Annotated in this window: 15 protein-coding genes and 1 tRNA gene; 3 read left to right on the forward strand and 13 right to left on the reverse strand. The window is 62.4% G+C overall.

Features of this window, described 5'->3' with window-relative positions; translation table 11 throughout:
- Positions 1-51: 51 nt before the first annotated feature.
- From AOT96_RS01510 to AOT96_RS01545, 8 genes are all read right to left on the reverse strand, one after another.
- Positions 52-708: an enoyl-CoA hydratase/isomerase family protein gene (locus AOT96_RS01510; protein WP_231917380.1), complete on the reverse strand. Its 657-nt coding sequence runs from the start codon at positions 706-708 to the stop codon at positions 52-54.
- Positions 709-828: 120 nt separating this feature from the next.
- Positions 829-1,677 carry a Bax inhibitor-1/YccA family protein gene (locus tag AOT96_RS01515; protein ID WP_020970268.1) on the reverse strand — a complete coding sequence of 283 codons (849 nt, stop codon included), beginning with the start codon at positions 1,675-1,677 and terminating at the stop codon, positions 829-831.
- Between the two features lie 194 nt (positions 1,678-1,871).
- Entirely contained in the window at positions 1,872-3,008 is a 1,137-nt protein-coding gene (locus AOT96_RS01520; protein ID WP_007728811.1) for a class I SAM-dependent methyltransferase, read from the reverse strand.
- Between the two features lie 73 nt (positions 3,009-3,081).
- On the reverse strand, positions 3,082-3,768 hold the full coding sequence (locus AOT96_RS01525) for a nitroreductase (protein WP_003943290.1): 687 nt from the start codon (positions 3,766-3,768) through the stop codon (positions 3,082-3,084).
- A gap of 68 nt (positions 3,769-3,836) precedes the next feature.
- Positions 3,837-4,742: a TIGR03619 family F420-dependent LLM class oxidoreductase gene (locus tag AOT96_RS01530; protein WP_042448880.1), complete on the reverse strand. Its 906-nt coding sequence runs from the start codon at positions 4,740-4,742 to the stop codon at positions 3,837-3,839.
- 3 nt (positions 4,743-4,745) lie between these two features.
- Positions 4,746-5,597 carry an SDR family NAD(P)-dependent oxidoreductase gene (locus AOT96_RS01535; RefSeq protein WP_030536264.1) on the reverse strand — a complete coding sequence of 284 codons (852 nt, stop codon included), beginning with the start codon at positions 5,595-5,597 and terminating at the stop codon, positions 4,746-4,748.
- 46 nt (positions 5,598-5,643) lie between these two features.
- The gene (locus AOT96_RS01540) at positions 5,644-8,034 is read right to left on the reverse strand and encodes a putative bifunctional diguanylate cyclase/phosphodiesterase (RefSeq protein WP_083197574.1); all 2,391 of its coding nucleotides are present in this window, start codon (positions 8,032-8,034) and stop codon (positions 5,644-5,646) included.
- The gene (locus AOT96_RS01545) at positions 8,027-10,330 is read right to left on the reverse strand and encodes a putative bifunctional diguanylate cyclase/phosphodiesterase (protein ID WP_231917381.1); all 2,304 of its coding nucleotides are present in this window, start codon (positions 10,328-10,330) and stop codon (positions 8,027-8,029) included. Before AOT96_RS01545 ends, AOT96_RS01540 begins: the two co-directional genes overlap by 8 nt.
- A 296-nt stretch (positions 10,331-10,626) precedes the next feature.
- Here AOT96_RS01545 and AOT96_RS01550 point away from each other — a divergent pair, with 296 nt between their 5' ends.
- The 3 genes from AOT96_RS01550 to AOT96_RS01565 all read left to right on the forward strand — a co-directional run bounded on the left by AOT96_RS01550 (position 10,627) and on the right by AOT96_RS01565 (position 13,438).
- On the forward strand, positions 10,627-11,304 hold the full coding sequence (locus tag AOT96_RS01550) for a TerD family protein (protein WP_007728823.1): 678 nt from the start codon (positions 10,627-10,629) through the stop codon (positions 11,302-11,304).
- 289 nt (positions 11,305-11,593) lie between these two features.
- Positions 11,594-11,788: a hypothetical protein gene (locus tag AOT96_RS01555; RefSeq protein ID WP_007728824.1), complete on the forward strand. Its 195-nt coding sequence runs from the start codon at positions 11,594-11,596 to the stop codon at positions 11,786-11,788.
- Between the two features lie 963 nt (positions 11,789-12,751).
- Entirely contained in the window at positions 12,752-13,438 is a 687-nt protein-coding gene (locus AOT96_RS01565) for a hypothetical protein (RefSeq protein ID WP_007728826.1), read from the forward strand.
- A gap of 93 nt (positions 13,439-13,531) precedes the next feature.
- On the opposite strand, the gene AOT96_RS01570 is transcribed toward AOT96_RS01565, so the two are convergent.
- From AOT96_RS01570 to eno, 5 genes are all read right to left on the reverse strand, one after another.
- Positions 13,532-13,608, reverse strand: a tRNA-Leu gene (locus AOT96_RS01570).
- Positions 13,609-13,642: 34 nt separating this feature from the next.
- The gene (locus AOT96_RS01575) at positions 13,643-14,608 is read right to left on the reverse strand and encodes a Ppx/GppA phosphatase family protein (RefSeq protein ID WP_065351214.1); all 966 of its coding nucleotides are present in this window, start codon (positions 14,606-14,608) and stop codon (positions 13,643-13,645) included.
- Positions 14,605-15,150: a DUF501 domain-containing protein gene (locus AOT96_RS01580; RefSeq protein WP_003946286.1), complete on the reverse strand. Its 546-nt coding sequence runs from the start codon at positions 15,148-15,150 to the stop codon at positions 14,605-14,607. The genes AOT96_RS01575 and AOT96_RS01580 overlap by 4 nt, the downstream gene beginning before the upstream one ends.
- Entirely contained in the window at positions 15,147-15,872 is a 726-nt protein-coding gene (locus tag AOT96_RS01585; protein ID WP_075833969.1) for an FtsB family cell division protein, read from the reverse strand. The genes AOT96_RS01580 and AOT96_RS01585 overlap by 4 nt, the downstream gene beginning before the upstream one ends.
- 20 nt (positions 15,873-15,892) lie before the next feature.
- A complete protein-coding gene (gene eno, locus AOT96_RS01590; RefSeq protein ID WP_003946309.1) occupies positions 15,893-17,179 on the reverse strand; it encodes a phosphopyruvate hydratase in 1,287 nt (428 codons plus the stop codon).
- Between the last annotated feature and the right edge of the window lie 70 nt (positions 17,180-17,249).

The raw sequence follows: 17,249 nt of genomic DNA on the forward strand, positions 1-17,249 counted from the left end.
CTCTCGCGCAGCGTCGTCCTCACGCTGCACGGCAGCGTGAGCTTCGTCCGCCTATCCGTGACGGAGCAGTCGTTTGGCGGCAAGGACTGCCGGTCCGACGTTGGCGGCAATCTGCTCGGCACTCTCGCGGGCGCGTGCCTGTACCTGGTCGGCCGGCACGGCGGCTGTCGCCAGTCCGTAGGCGGCAGCTTCGACGCCGCTGAGCCACCGGGTCGACAGGATCAGCTCGGCGGCTCGCTGCGTTCCGATCACCTTGGGCAGCAACCAACTACTGGCAGCTTCGGGAGCGGTACCCAGCGAAGTGAACGGTGCACGCAGACGTGCGTCCTCGGCAACGTAGACGACGTCGCAGTAAAGCAGCATGGTCAGGCCGATGCCGACGGCAGCGCCGTGTACCGCGGCGATCAATGGCTTCGGGAACTCCACCAGCGCGACGATCAGCGGCGCGAATGCGTGGCCGAAGTCGGCGTTGTCTGCGCCTGGTTCGGCGAGTGCGCGTAGGTCGACGCCACTGGAAAATGCCTTGCCTGCGCCCTCGACGATCACCACGGCCACGGCTTCGTCCGACGCCGCGTCGTCGAGCGCTTTGGTGAACGCTCGAAAACCGGCTGCATCAAATGCGTTCAGGCGACTCGGATTATTGAAGGTCAGCGTTCGCACTGCTCCGGCATCCGCGACCAGGATGGGTTCAGAGGTGTTTGTCGACATTCGCTCCCCTTCGTTCCAAACCAAGCAGTTGCTAGGTATCCAAGCACCGTAACCGTCCACAGACGGCAAAAGAAGGGCCCCTCGCGGGGCCCTTCTTCGTGTTACGGATCGACTCGAGAACTAGTCGTTGTTGAAGTAGCTCAGCAGACGCAGGATCTCGACGTACAGCCAGACCAAGGTGACGGTGAGGCCGAATGCGACGCCCCAGGCTGCCTTCTCGGGCGCCTGTGCGCGGATCAGCTGATCAGCGGCGTCGAAGTCGAGCAGGAAGCTGAAGGCTGCGATGCCGATGCAGACGAGGCTGAAGATGATGGCGACGGTTCCACCGTCACGCAGTCCCAGTCCGCCCTCGGTGAAGAAGCTCGCGACGAGGTTACCGAGCGCCAGAACGACAACACCGATCAACGCACCGATGATCATTCGCGTCAGACGAGGTGTCACCCGAATCGCACCGGTCTTGTAGACGACCAACATGCCGAAGAACACGCCGAAGGTTCCGAGGACCGCCTGCGCAATCAGCATCGACGCGTCAGCGCCTTGGAGTTGGAAGGTGAACATGAACGACAGCGCACCGAGGAACAGGCCCTCGGCCGCGGCGTACGCCAACACGATTGCCGGGTTGTCCATTTTGCGACCGAACGTCGCGACCAGAACCAGAACGAGGCCGACGAGACCGCCGCCGATGACCAGCGGGGCTGCGAGGTCGGCGTTGTTGTTGACCAGGAAGTACGACACCAGTGCCGAGATCGTCAGCACACCGAGCGTGATGCCCGTCTTGGTGACGACGTCGTCGATCGTCATGGCCCGCGAGGTGGGACCGGTCTGGTACGGCTCGGCCGGAGCGTACTGCGGCTGACCGAACTGCTGGGTTGCCTGCGAGGCGCCCGCCGTCGCAGATCCGAACGAGGCGTATCCGTTGCCCTCTTGCTTGGGCAGATTGCGGAACACCGGGTTGCTGGTGGTGCGCACCGTGATCATCCCTTCATCGTGGTGGCCTACGACGGGTGCGTCGCGGGTTCGCCGGACGGATCCGAGTTTCCGACACGGTCCGTGTACCTGACTAAAAGTAAAGCACTCGTAATTTACAACGTCGAAGCTTCGGTTGTAGTTCCCGGCGCATTTCCAGAAGATCAACACTCTTCGACACTCGTCCCTTTTCGATACTAGGACGGTTTGACCGACTTCATCACGATGAACTTCGCGTTCTTCGCCATCGCCTCGCTCGGACCCACCGCGGCTTTCAACGGTTCGCGATACCCCAGATGCGCGTTGTGAACAGTCCACAACTCGCCACCGGGACGCAGGACACGGCCGGCAGCTTCGAACATCTTGAGTGCTCCGCCGGTGTGGACCGCCGCGCCGACGTGGAACGGCGGGTTCAACAGAACCAGATCCGCGCTCGCACTGGGCAACGAACTCACGGCGTCGTCGCGCAGGCCGCTCACTCGATCGCCGACGCCATTTGCGGACGCGGTCGCCAGAGCCGAAGCGACGGCTGCCGAGGACTGATCCGTTGCGATCACGTGCACGTCCGGGAACTTCCGCGCGATCGCCGCCGCGAGAATGCCGCTGCCACAACCCAGATCGATCACGTCGCTCAGCGGATCGACCGCAATCTTTCCGAGGTTCTCCAGGAGCAACCGGGTGCCGATGTCCAGGCTCGCACCGGCAAACACTGCGCCGTGAGCAACGACGTCGAGGTCGAATTCGTCGAGGCGTTCGGTCACCGGGAACGTGATAGCAACATCGGGCTTCGGTTCCGAAGCCTTGAGTACGCGGGACTTCTGACGCCCACGCGAGGCGCTGACGTCGGAAAACGATTCGCCGAGAACCTTGTTCATCGCCGGGGTGATGTGCTTGTCACGCCCACCGGCGAAGACACGAACCGCCGGGTCGGCGTGAAGCGCGATCAGCTGGGCGATCTCGGCAAGTTCGGCGAGGCTACGCGGCAATTGCATGAGCACGACGCGGGCGCCGCTGAGCAACTCCTCGTCCAGTCCGTGCGAGGTGAAGGCGTCACTGAATCCGAGTTCGCGCGCATTGTTCGCGAGGGCCAGCTCTCCGGTGAGCGGATCCTGGTGAACGCGCACGGCGGCGATTCCGTGCACGAGCGCAACACCGGCAGTCAGCGCACCGTAATGATCGCCGATCACGACGACGGTGCCCGCCGGTGCCGCGGCGAGAGCGTCGGCGGCCTCGTCGAGGATCAGACGATCAGCCGCATCGACGGCAAAGAGATTGGGTGCCTCGACATCGGGGAATCGGCGCAGACGATCGAACAGTTCGGGTGTGTCGGACATGCCACCAGTCTTTCAGGTGGAACTACGCAACACTCAATCCCCCGACCAGCAGGTGATCAGTTCGACATCCCTGTCAGTTCGACATCCACTGCACGACGTTGTCGACGGTTTCGCGTTCGGTGCGGAATCCGTTCACCGGGTGGTCGGCGTCGGGGTATCCGAACGAGATCGCGCAGACAACCTTGCGAGTGTCGTCGATACCGAAATGCTCGTGAATGAACTTGGAGCTGCCCGCGAGCGCCGCCTGCGGAATGGTGGCGACCCCCAGACTCTGGGCCGCGAGCAGGAAGCTGTTCACGTACAACCCGCAGTCGACTGCGCCGTAGGTGCCCAATGCCTCGTCGGTGGTGATGATCGCGACGTGGGGAGCGCCGAAGAGCTCGAAATTCTTCATCGTCTGTGCCGCGGATCCGGCGCGGTCACCGTGCTCGATTCCGACGCTCGAATACAGCGCCATCGCGCAGTCGAACCGACGCGACTTGTAGATGCCCTGGTACGCGCGCGGGAACTCGAAGTCCGACTCCTGGGCGTTGGCCATCACGTACTCACCGAGGCCGGCGCGGAATCGCTCGGTGCCCTCCCCTTCGGTGATCGCGACCTGCCACGGTTGCGTGTTGCACCACGACGGCGTCTTCTGCGCCAGCCGAAGGATCTCCTCGATCACCTCACGTGGCACCTGACGGTCCTCGTAGGCGCGGCAGCTGATCCGGGCGTCGAGCAACGCTTCCAGGCTCGTATCCACGACGATGCTCTCGGTCATGTGTTCTCTCCTCGATCAGGCTGCACTACAACACTTCGCACGATAGAACTACCGCCTCGACGCAATCGTCAGCGGGTCACCTTTGCGAAGGCCGCCACCAGCTCGCCGAACTCTGCCATCGCCGCATCCGGATCCGGATCTACTGCCGCCAGCGCAACCAGCACATCGGTGGCACCGGATTCGAGCAGTTGCTCGGCGCCGATCATCGTCGCCGGGAGGTCGATCGAACCGTCGGACCCGCGTACGACGGTCAGTCGCCCACGGACCTGCAATTCCGCTGGATCGCGTCCGAGATCCGCCATCGCTTTGCCGATGACGTCGATCCCTTCACGTAGGTCGTCGTCCGCGGCACCCATGATCGGAATCCACCCGTCACCCCAGGTTGCGACGCGTCGTACAACGGCCTTGGAGAGCGAACCGGACACCCAGATCGGGATTCCAGCGGCCGGACGGGGCGCGCAGTACACGTCGTCGAACTTCAGACGAGGGGTGTCGATGCTCGCCGGCGCCGAACTCCACAGGGCCCGGCACACTGCGAGAGCGTCGTCGAGCAGTGGTCCCCTTTTACCGAAGTCCATACCTGCCGCCTCGTATTCACGTTCCTGCCAACCTGTTCCGACGCCAAGGTCGAGTCGGCCCCCGGAGAGCAGATCGAGTGTCGCGGCCGTCTTGGCCAGTACCGCTCCCCCGCGCAGCGCCGCGATGACGATTCCGGTCCCCAAGCGAATTGTCTTCGTCTGTCCGGCAACAAAAGCCAGGACGGTCAGCGGCTCGAGCCAGTTGGCGTCGGGCTCGGTGGGGAACGCCGACCACGTGTACGCCGAGTTGTCCGAGCCCATCACCACGTGATCGGTGACGAGGACCCGGTCGAAGCCCGCAGCTTCCGCGCTCTGACAGACCTGCACGAGTTTCGCGTAGGAGTCCTCCGCGAGAGTGGTGCCGAAGTTGGGAACGTTCAGACTGAAAGTTGTCATGTGTCAAGCCTTTCGGGGCCGGTTGGTCCAGCCACCCTCTTCTGTGGGGAACCAGCCTCCGGCAGCGTGCGAGCCGCCGTCGACGTGGATCACGGTTCCGGTGATGTATCTCGCCAGGTCGGAAGCCAGGAACAGTGCGGGGCCGGCAATGTCGACCGGCTGGCCCGGTCCGCCCAACGGTGCCCACCCCGGCCACTTGTCCCAGTCGTCGGCAGGAACGATCGTGCGATACGGCACCTGTACCGACTCGATCAGATCCGGGGCAATGGCGTTGACGCGCACTCCGGTTCGACCGATCTCCACACCAAGGCTCCTGGTGAACTGTGTCAGCGCGGCCTTGTATGCCGAGTACATCGTGTGGCCCGGGATCGCTCGATGCGCCTCCACCGTCGTCAGGTTCACGATCGATCCACCCAAACCGCGGTCGATCATGCCGGGAAGCAGGGCATGGGTCAGACGCACGACGTGATCGAAATTGATGCTGCCGGCCTCGGACCAGAAACCGGGATCCGTACCGGTGAACTCTGTCGGCGGGTTCAGGAAATGACCCACGTTGTTCACCAGGACGTCCGGAGCGAACTCGGTCAACGCTACGGGGACTTCCCGCGTCCGCACGTCGTACTCGAGATAGTTGATCGAACCACCTGCAGCCGAGTCGAATTCGACGTCGCCAAGAGGAGCCACGTCGACAACCAGAACTGACGCGCCATGCGATGCAAATGCTCGAACAATCGCTGCGCCGATTCCCTGGGAACCGCCTGTGACCACTGCCTTCTTACCCACCAACATCGGCCCTGGGGAGTACGCCGATCCGACCACCACGAAGACACCCTTCTGCAGTTCGATGTGAAGCACTTCGGCGTACCGTCACACATCGATCGGCAAAACGGGCGCAAAGTTCTCACTCAGTGGTAGCCGCGACACCCCACCTGCTCGAACCGCCGAGTCGCCCATTCAAATAGTGCGGAATCTCGGCTGCCCGTATCGGCATTCCCTCGAGGTACCCCTGGATCACGTCACATCCGCACTCGGTCACTATCGCGCGCTGCCTCTCCGTCTCCACGCCCTCGGCGACGGTGTCCAGCCCCAGAGACTTGGCAATCGCGATGACGGCTCGCAAGACAGCGAACCTCGAATTCGAGGGATCCGCGTCCAGCGGTGCGACGAACGCCCGATCGATCTTCAACCGATCGAGCGGCAGCCGGGCCAAGCTGGCAACCGAGGAGAACCCGGTGCCGAAGTCGTCCATCGCAATGGCGATGCCGAGCGCCGAGAGCTGTACCAACACATCTCGGTCGGCGTCGTCGATGACCAACGATTCGGTCACCTCGATCTCGAGTCGGCTGGGGTGGAGGTTCACCTCGATCAGTGTCCGGCGTACCGAGTCGACGTATCGACTCGAACGCAGTTGCACCTGAGAAACGTTGACGGCAACCCGAATGTCCTCCGGCCACGTTGTCGCCGCCGTGCAGGCAGCCCTCAGAACACCTGCACCGATCGGCACGATCAAGCCGGTTTCCTCGGCGACCGAAATGAAGTCTCCCGGCGAGACGAGACCTGAAGTCGGATGGTTCCACCGCAGCAGAGCCTCGAACCCGACAACAACTCCCGTCGCGGCCGAGACCTGTGGCTGATAAACCAACTCGAACTCTTCGTCGATCAACGCACGACGAAGATCCAACAATGCCCTGGCCCTACCCGTCGCACGATCCCGCAAAGTCGCATCGAAGGCGCGAATCTGGTTCCGACCGCTCTCCTTTGCGTGGTAAAGCGCGAGGTCCGCGACAATCACCAGGTCTTCGAGGCTGTCGGCGTCGTCGGGCATCGAGCCGTACCCCAGACTGGCACGAATGCGAATCTGGTTGCCGACCAGTGAAAATGGTCGTTCGAATGAGTCGAGAATCGTTTGGAATCTCTTCTCCACCTCATCTGCACTCCCGATGTCGTCGAAGGCTACGTCGTCGAAGGCGATGGCGAACTCGTCACCCCCCAGTCGGCCACAGATCTCGTTCGATCGCAGAACGCTGTGCAGTCTGCCGGCAACATCGCGAAGCACGTCGTCTCCGATGTGGTGTCCCAACCGGTCGTTGATCGACTTGAAGTTGTCCAGATCCAGAATTGCCAGCCACACCCTGTGTCCGTCCCGAATCCGCGAAGACAGTTGAGCGTTGAAGCTGTACCGATTTCTGAGCCCGGTCAACGAATCGATTTCTGCCAATCGCAAGATGTTCTGGCGCTGGTGATACGAGTGCGTGATATCGGATCCGACACCGCGCCACCCGTAGGTCGCCCCATCGCCACTGCCCGGGTGACCTGACATCGACCACCAGCGAGTATCGCCCCGAACGACGACCTGCATGGTGAGGTCCCGAAACGCCGTCCCGGCTTGAAAATTCGCGGCGAGGAGATCAAGGGACTTCCTGCCCACATCTGTTCGGGACGCGCCGATCCCGATCAGGATCTCGTGCATTGTGCGGCCCCGAATCTGTGCTGCCGGCAAACCGACCTGCTCGGCGAATCGATACGACACGGTACTGGCGATACCGCGCGAATCGGTCTCCCAGAGCCAATCCTGTGCTCCGTCTTCGAGATCGTTGAGCAACAACTCGACGAGATCTCGTTCGTCCTCGGCTATGAGTTCGGCGCGTAGCCGTCTCTCGAAAAGTTTGGCCAACAGCAAAGTTCCGCTGTAGAGCGAACTTACAAAGACGACCAGCACCCCGATCAGCACGAAACGCGATGTGCCCGGTTCCGTCCAGAACGCCCCGGCCAACCCGACTCCCACCAGGCTGATCCAGACCACAGTGATTCCGCGAAACATCATGGTGGGAAACACGCCGACCGCGATCCCACCGATCAAGGTCGAGCTCAGTACCAACTCGTCACGAGGATCGAGCATCGGGAAGAGAACGAGAGCCAAGCACGCCAGGAGCACTCCCCAGACAATGATTTCGACTGTGAGTACCACCAGTTCGGTGGTCTGGGACTCGGAGACGCCGAGACGCGAGCGCCGGAGCCAATACACACTGAATCCAGCGCTCGACAACAGCATGACGCTCGACCAGGCGAAGGTGAACCATCCGGCATCCACCGGCAGAAGCACCACGATCGCTGACAAGGCAACCGCCGCGGTCAGAAACGACCACGGCAGTACGCGCGCGGTGAACCGCAGTCGTCGATCGAGTAGGCGACGGCGATCGTAATCCGAGAGGTGTTGTTCCGTGCCGCTGCGACCGAGTTTGCGCACCGACGTCCCGACGCGACGCCTACGGAGTACTGCCGGGTCACCCACGTCGGCCTGCTACCGCCGCTGCGACCGCGTCGACCGACATGGCTCCGCCGGCGATGCATCCCTGAACAGTCCTCACCCTTGCAGCGGCCACGGACTTCAAGTCTTCCTCACCGTCGACTCCCGAGACGACGACCTCCATTCCCAACGCGTCGACCAGATCCACGACAGCTTCGAGGATCGACCGTCCACCAGGCACTGCACCCGAAATGGAGCGCTCTATCCGGACTCGGGTGAACGGAAGGCCGGACAGTGATGCGAGCGAGGAGAATCCGGCGCCGAACTCGTCCACGGTCAGCGCGATTCCCATGTCCGCGATGGCGTGCAACGCAAACTTGGACTCGTCGGTGATCGCCGATGATTCGTTGAGTTGGAGCTCGAGCTGATGTGCACTGACACCTGATCGTCGAAGCGAGTCCCCTATCGCGACGACAAAGGAATCCGATTCGAGCTGACGCGTCGATACCGCGACGGCTACCCGCAGGTGATCAGGAAGGCGGGACGCCGCCTCGCAGGCCAACTCGAAGACGGTAGTCCCCAGTGAGTACGCCAAACCGGTGTCGTCTGCGACGCTCATGAATTCGGCGGACGTAACGGCACCGAGGCGGGCGTTGTGCCAGATCACGCGGACTTCCACGGCCACGATCTCGCGGGAAACCACGTCGATCCTGGGCAACAGCTCGAGTTCGAGGTCCTTCTCCGCGACAGTGTTTCCCAGATCTTCGAGCAGGCGGGCCCGCCGATCGGCCACGGACTTCATCGAGTCTCGATATTCACGTACGGCCCCGCGCCCGGATTCCTTTGCCGCGAACAAAGCCAGGTCCGCAGCGCCCATCATCTCGTCGGCGGAGGACGGCAGCTCGTCGGGGAGGTAGTACCCGATGCTGCATCCGATCTCCAACCGCGTACCAGCCACTGTGATCGGCTCGTGCAGAGTTTCGATGTAGCGGCCGAGCAGAGTACGAACTTGTGAGCTGTCACCCACATCGGTGAAAAGAACCGCGAACTCGTCTCCCCCCAGACGTGCGAACAACTGTGACACCCCGCCGGCTTCGGACAGGCGATCCGCGACCTCTCGCAGAACCGCGTCGCCAACGGTGTGTCCCAGTGTGTCGTTGACCGACTTGAAGTTGTCGAGGTCGAGCATGGCCAACGCGAGACCACTTTCGCTTGTATACGGCTCGCGCAGCAGTCGCTCGAGCTCGGTCCAGAAGCTGTGCCGGTTCGGCATACCGGTGAGTGCGTCCACACGACCCATCCGCACGATCTCGTCACTCTGCAGTTTTACTTCCGTGACGTCGGAACCGACTCCTCGCCAGACGAACTCGTCGGGTGTACGGCCGGGGCGCGGGCGTCCGGAGATCTGCCACCACCGAATTTCACCGTGAACTCGGACCGGAACGAGCACGTCGACGAATGCGGTCTTCGTGTGGCGGGCCTGCTGCAACTCCATCAGCGCATCGATCCCGCCGGGGATCCGTAGGGTGCCCAACTCCATGAACAGGTCCTGCCACGCCGTTCCCTGCAACTCGGTGGAGTCCAGCCCCGCTTCGACCGCGAGCCGCGTCGGGATTCGGTTGAACTTGCCTTTCTGGTCCGTCTCCCACACGAAGTCCCCGGCGTTGCCTTCGAAGTCTTCGAGAAGCATCTGCACGACCGATCGTTCCGACGCGGCGCTCAATTCAGCTCGATAGCGAGATTCCAGGTTGCCCGAGACCACTATCGTGCCGCCGATCAGAGCCGCGCCATAGGCGATCATTCCAATGAGAATTCGTTCGAACTCGGGTCCCGGCTGAAGCCAGAATGCCACCCCGAGGATTATCAGATTGGACAGGACCCAGGTGACCCCCACCACTCGCAACATCGCGGTGGCCACGGCTCCGGCACCGGTGATCGATGTGGTGACCGCTATCAGGATCAGATCGCCGGAATCGTCCAGGATCGGGTACAGGACCAGGGCGAGCGAGGAATACAGGATCCCGACTACAGCAAATTCGACGATGAGAAACGCGTAGGACATCCGGTACGTGGGTGTGATCAGGTTGAAATGAATGGCGAGACCCACGCACATCCCCACCAACCCGATCACGCCGGACAGCAATGGCCACACACGCGGCAGCGGTCCGCCGTCCGGGGGAATTACATACAACGTCAGCCCGAGTGTGACGACGAGGTGGACGGCAGCGGCCCATGGCAGCACGCCGAAGGTAACGGCTATCTGCTCACGAGTTACGTCATCACGTTGGGCGGGCGTCAGTCTTTCTCTCTGGCGGGGTTGCAGAAGCGACAGGACTGGCATCACTTACCTCCCGCTCCCACGACGCAATTGAATCGGACGTCCGACTCAGCAATTCTTCCGTAATTGGACGTTGCCGTGTCAACCAGTGCGTCCACCCTATTTCGGAGTCGCGTCTGCCCACAGACACAGTAATCAGCAAACTGCTGGTCTGCCGCAAGTTGGCGCCGCAAGTTTGATGCCCATGGGTTGAAATCAGACATGAGGGACAATGGCCGGAGATCGCCGATCACGTCGGTGGAGATTCCTCGACGGGTAACACGATCGGACTCATTCGAGTTCAGACAAGGACTATCACGATGGCAATCGACTACACCCGACGTTCCGGCGAGTCCACTCCGTCGCAAGCGCCGGTCAGCTTGAGCAAGATCACGCTCACAAAATCGGCGCCGACGGTCAACCTCGCGAAGGCGGGTGAACGACAAGGCAATATGCGCGTGAACCTCAACTGGTCACAGGGGGCACCACCGAAGAAGACCGGTTTTCTCGCCAAGCTCGCCGGCGCGGGCTCTGGTGCGGTCGACCTGGACCTCGGATGCCTCTACGAACTTGCCGACGGGTCCAAGGGAGTAGTTCAGGCCTTGGGTAACAGTTTCGGTTCACTGACTTCTCCGCCCTACATCTCCCTCGACGGCGACGACCGCAGTGGTGCGAACACCGGCGGCGAGAACATGCACGTCAATCTTGGTGACCCAAGCGCTTTCCGGCGAATCCTGATCTTCGCGATGATCTACGACGGCGCTCCCAACTGGGCGGCGGTGGACGGCGTCGTCACCTTGTATCCCACCAACGGGCCGGAGGTGGAAGTGCGACTCGACTCCGCCAGCAACCAGGAGCGACTGTGCGCGATCGCTCTCATCCAGAGTTCAGGTCAGGGCGTGACGGTGACCCGTGAAGTTCAGTACATCAACGGCAGTCAGTCAGATCTCGATCGGGCCTACAACTGGGGAATGAAATGGGCTGCAGGACGAAAGTAGGGGCTGCGGACGGGATCTCCCCCATCCGAATGACAATGTCCGAATCATCCACAATGTCGCAAGTTACTGGATAGTGTCGAGAAGTGGGGTCGGACATGAGGGGTCACGCTCGACACCGATAGTGGGTCGGTGACGCTATGTGCTTAGCGACGCCGACGTTCGACCGGAAAGGCCCTCGATTTCCCCCGAGATCGAGGGCCTTTTCGTATCTTGCGTCACTGTTCGCACCCTTTCATTAGTTGATCGTTAAACTAGGCGTTCGTCCAACATGCACCGATGGAGAACGTGAATGTCCACGAATTCAGATCGACGCCCGCGCCTGCCCGTGAGAATCGCCTACCTCGCCGCAGGAGTTCTCTTTGTCGCCGCCATGCTCCTGTTGGCAAGCGTCGTCAACCCTGATCGGGACCGCGATTTCTCGATGAACCACGTCCCCGCGGGGACGTCGACGACCGCCTTCGCCGCAACGTCCGACCTCGGCTAACGAAGGTACCGGTACGTAAGTGGCGCACGTCACGAACTGTGGGTAGTTTCAACGCCGATGGTTCGCCGTAGGTCGGTATTGAGAGGGACGGCCAACCACTGCCCTGCCTGGTTGCCCCACCCAAGCAGGCAGGGCACCCCAGATCAGGCAGGCACCCCAGATCAGGCAGGGCACCCCCGATAATTTAAGCCTCAAGTAACTGTTACTCGGGAAAGACTTGTATCAAACCGGGACGAATCGTACATTTCATCCGGCAGTCGGCCTTCGTCCGACGCCTTTGCCGTCAATGTCGACGGAACTTCTCTGAACACCACCACAAGTCGGCCACTTGTCGTGACCGCATTCGTCCTCGCGAAAGGCTCGCCCATGTTCGATTTCTTCGGCGCAATCTCCGGCTTCTTCGGTCTACTGTTCGGCACCGGCTCGTCGAGCGGGAGCTCGGGAGGAAGCAGCGACGCACCCGTCGCCCCGCCTACCTGATCCACAAGCCTCACCCGGCACCGATCCGCCGGGTGAGGCTCTCGCGAATCTCTTTGAAACACAACGTAACAGCACTTCAACTCCACCGACTTTTCTGCGGATCCACGCCGACGCACTCCGGCGTCCGGACAGTTTCACCACATCGCCTGCAGTAATGGGTCCTGTGTCCGCCATTCTCCGTCGAGGCACACCCGCAGACCTCCCAACCGACAAGGCATGTGTTCGCCGTGAGCCGGTGTCCGTTGGGGCAGCAGTCCGGGGATTGCTCGGTCAACCGCATCTCCACATTTTCGCACACATGTTCGACAAGTTGGTACTGCACGCTGCACATTCGATTGCACCGGCCGCTTCCGGTCGGCCCGAGCGCAACTATCCCTTCCGTCACTTCGGTCTGCCTTAATACGAAGGCTTTGTCGGGGGTTTACCAATGTCCGAAGTTGTCGAGTTTCTGCGAGCACACGCAGGCGAACACGGGGTTGAACTATGGGTTTCTTCAAGAAGGCGGCAGTGACTGCTCTAGCGGTCGCTGCAGTCGGAGCATCAACAGGGATCGCATCAGCTGATCCGTCGACCGACGTGAATTACGAAGCGAAGGTCGTCGACAAGTCGATCGTCACCACCATCGACGCCGGGCTGTTCAAGGTATCCGGCGACGGCAAGTCCGTCGTCTTGCAGGACAGCAAGGGAGCCGACCTTGTTTCCCTGCCTCTCGCATACAACCTCGGGGATCTACAGTTCCCCTTCGATCGCACGATCAGTGAAGACGGTAAGACCCTCACGCTGACACCGATCACCGATTCGGCGAAGGCAACACCTCGACCCGAGAGTGCGCCTGCGGCAAAGGAATGGACGCCCGTCGCCTCGCCCGAGGAGAATGATCGGGCGATTGCGCACTTCCAGAGCCAACTCGGACTCGGCACTCAGGTCGGCAGCCTGCTCGGCACCATCGTCGGCGCCGGAATCGGTTGCGCTGTCGGCGCTCCGCTGGGCTTGACCATCGTCGGACTCCCCGTCGCCGCGGCACTGTGTCTGGGTGGCCTCGCAACAGGCGCCGGAATCGGCGGTGTCGCCGGAACGATCCTCGGCGGCGGCGGCGCGGCTGTCGTAGCCGGCATCGATCTCGTCAACACGCTGAATGCTCCTGCAGGGACGACCGTCTGGGCTCAGTAGCCACTTGGTGGTCAGTCGCTGCTCCACGGAAAGCCCCGCCCGCCCGAAGAGGACGAGCGGGGTTTTTCGATTCAATGTGCAGGAGGATCTACGTGGTGCCCCCAGTCGGACTCGAACCGACACTTGACGGATTTTAAGTCCGTTGCCTCTGCCAATTGGGCTATGGGGGCCTTGCCGCACCCGACGGGTCGGGTGCGGCAGGGATCAGACTATCGGGTCGGTCTGAGCTACCGACATCGCGATGCCGTCGAGGATGTCGTGTTCGCTGACAACCAGTTCGGTGATCCCGGCTTTGGCTTCGAACGCTTGAGCCAGCACCGTGGTGATGATCGCTCCGCCGCCGATGACGTCCACCCGCCCCGGATGCATCGGGCCGAAGGCAGCACGATCAACCCGAGGCATAGCAATGAGACGCTCGCACACGTCGAACAGTTGATTGAACGGAATCCTCGACAGGTGCACCTTCTCGGCGTCGTACTCCGGAAGTTCCTGAGCAATCGCGGCCAGCGTCGTCATGGTTCCAGCGACACCCACCCACGTGTGCGCCTTCTCGACGGGTACGGCCTCGAACGCCTCGGCAAGTTTCGCGGTCGCGAAAGCCGTCGCCTCGGAAACCTGCTCTGCTGTAGGCGGATCCGACGGTAAGCACCGCTCCGTGACGCGCACACAGCCGATGTCGGTGGAGTACGCAGCCTGGACGCCCGACGTGTCGCCGAGGACAACTTCGGTGGATCCGCCGCCGAGATCGACCACCACGAAGGGGCCCTCCGACGGATCGAGTTCTCCCACAGCACCGCTGAACGAGAGGCGCGCCTCTTCGTCGCCGGTGATGACCTCTGCTCCGGATCCGGGAATCACCGCGCCGAGCACGTCCCGCGTCATCGTGAAGAAGTCTTCCCGATTCGCAGCGTCGCGAGTAGCCGAGGTGGCGACCATGCGAACGGCGGTTGCTCCGGCATCGGCGATCATCGACGCGTACTCGACCAGCGCGACCCGGGTGCGTTCGATGGCCTCGGGCGCGAATGCCCCTGTCGCATCAACACCTTGACCGAGTCGCACGACGCGCATCTCGCGCCGGACATCCACCAGACGACCGTCGGCGCCGACGTCGGCGATCAGCAGTCGAATGGAGTTGGTACCGCAATCGACTGCGGCGACACGGCGAGTCACCGGTCGGTGTTGTCGGCATCGTCGATGCCAGGCCAGTCCGCGGGAATTGCAGTGCCGCGCAGCTTTCCGTGACCGGCCAACGCGACGGACTCGTCGCCGAGCGGATTGACGCCGGGTCCCTTGGCAAGCGAATGTGCCATCAGCACGTGCAGGCACTTGACACGATCCGGCATCCCACCGCCGGCAAAGTCGGTTCCCAGAGATTCGATCGCGTCCCGCTCGGCAAGGTACGACTCGTATGCCCGTCGATAGGCCGCGGCAAGTTCCGGATCCTGGGTCAGGCGTTCGGTCATTTCACGCATGACGCCGGCGGATTCCTGACGGCTCGCTTCGGCAGTCAGTCGCGGGTCCGTGAGGTAGTACAACGTCGGGAACGGTGTTCCGTCCGGAAGTTTGGGGGCGGTCTTGACCACGCCCGGCTGACCGTCCGGGCTGCGGTACGCGATCTCGATCACTCCGCGTGGCTCACGGCCCAATTGAGCGGCAACGGCGTCGAGATCCGCTTGTGAAACCTGTGGGGAATTTTCGGACGTGTTGCTCACCCGGTGGGTACTCCTTGTTCTTCTGGCTCTATCGGCGCCAACGGCATCGGGGCCGGTGTCGTCGTCTCAGGAACCACTGGCGGTTCCGAAATCGTTTGCCACAGATCGCGATACCACGGACCTGTGAGCGGTGTTTCCTTTTCCTGCTTCTTCTCGGGTTCCTTGTAGTCACCGGGAAGCTGAACCTGGAACGGGGTCTCGCCCGGTTTGACGTACCGAAGGCGTTCTCGTGCAAGAGCTTCGATGTACGCAGGGTCGTCGAAGCGCGCGTTCTGCCCTTGCAGCTTTCGCAGTTCTTCCTCGAGTACCTGACGTTCCGCCGCCACCTGCGCGGCATCCGAACGCTGGCTGATGTAAGTACGGAGCGGCACTGCCAGTGTCAGCGCCAGCATGAGCACAACCATCGCGAGCACAACTGCCCGACTGGTGGACAAGCCGAAAATGGTGTTGTCCGACTTCGGAAGCCGAGACCAGAACTTGTTGGTTCCGCTCTTCCCCCGGGCCGACTTCGACCCTCGCGCCGACGCTTTCTCGGCGGAGACCCCCGGTTGCGCGGGGCCTGTCACAGCGGAATCGACTGCTTCCGGATCTACCGAAGGTTCCGACACGCGTGGGCGTCGGGCACTGTCCCGACGCGCACGCGACGGTGTGTCCCCACGACGGGAACCACGACCCCCCGGACTTCCGCCGGGGGATCGTGGCTTACCGCGCTGTGCAGACACTACTGAATCTTAGATTTCCGTCAGGCCTCGAAAGCGAAGCGCGGGAACGCAACCTCGCCGGCGTAACGTGCTGCGTCGCCGAGGTTTTCCTCGATGCGCAGCAGCTGGTTGTACTTGGCAACGCGCTCGCTGCGTGCCGGAGCACCGGTCTTGATCTGGCCGCTGCCGACGGCAACCGCGAGGTCGGCGATGGTGGTGTCCTCGGTCTCGCCGGAACGGTGGCTCATCATCGTCTTGTAGCCGTTGCGGTGAGCGAGATCGACGGCGTCGAGGGTCTCGGTCAGGGTGCCGATCTGGTTGACCTTCACCAGGAGTGCGTTGGCCGCACCCTTGACGATGCCTTCTTCGAGGCGCTCGGGGTTGGTGACGAAGAGGTCGTCGCCGACGAGCTGGATCTTGTTGCCGATCTGATCAGTGAGTGCGACCCAGCCGTCCCAGTCGTCTTCGTCGAGCGGATCCTCGATGGAAACGAGCGGGTAGGCGTCGATGAGCTCGGCGTAGAACGCCGCCATCTCGGCCGCGGTGCGGTTCTTGCCCTCGAACTTGTAGCCGGTGCCGTCGGTGTAGAACTCGGTGGCAGCGACGTCGAGAGCGAGCGCGACGTCGGTACCCAGCTTGAGGCCGGTCTTGTTCACGGCGATCGTGATGAGGTCGAGTGCTTCCTTGGTGCCTGCGACGTCGGGCGCGAATCCGCCTTCGTCGCCGAGACCGGTGGAGAGGCCCTTCTCCTTGAGAACCGACTTCAGGGAGTGGTAGACCTCGGCGCCCCAGCGCAGCGATTCCTTGAAGCTCGGTGCGCCGATGGGAGCAACCATGAACTCCTGGACGTCGACGCCGGTGTCTGCGTGCGCGCCACCGTTGAGGATGTTCATCATCGGGACAGGGAGAACGTGAGCGTTGGGGCCACCGACGTAGCGGAACAGCTCGAGGCCCGAGGACTCGGCGGCGGCGCGAGCCACGGCAAGCGAGGCACCGAGCAGAGCGTTTGCGCCGAGACGCGACTTGTCCGGGGTGCCGTCCGCGTCGAGCAGCGCCTGGTCGACCGTGCGCTGCTCGGTTGCGTCGATGCCGATGATGGCAGGAGCGATCTCGCCGAGCACAGCCTCCACGGCCTTCTCGACGCCCTTTCCGCCGTAGCGTGCGCCACCGTCGCGCAGTTCGACGGCTTCGTGCTCACCGGTCGAAGCGCCGGACGGCACCGCAGCCCTGGCGAAACTTCCGTCTTCGAGCAGAACCTCGACCTCAACCGTGGGGTTACCACGGGAATCAAGGATCTCGCGAGCTCCGACCTGCTCAATACTGGCCACTGTGTGGTTCTCCTTCGAATGGGCTTCGCATTGGGGCACGCTCTGCGTGCTTGACACTTGGGCTCCGACC

It is taken from the genome of Rhodococcus sp. 008 (assembly GCF_001682295.1).
GTDB classification, from domain to species: domain Bacteria; phylum Actinomycetota; class Actinomycetes; order Mycobacteriales; family Mycobacteriaceae; genus Rhodococcus_F; species Rhodococcus_F qingshengii.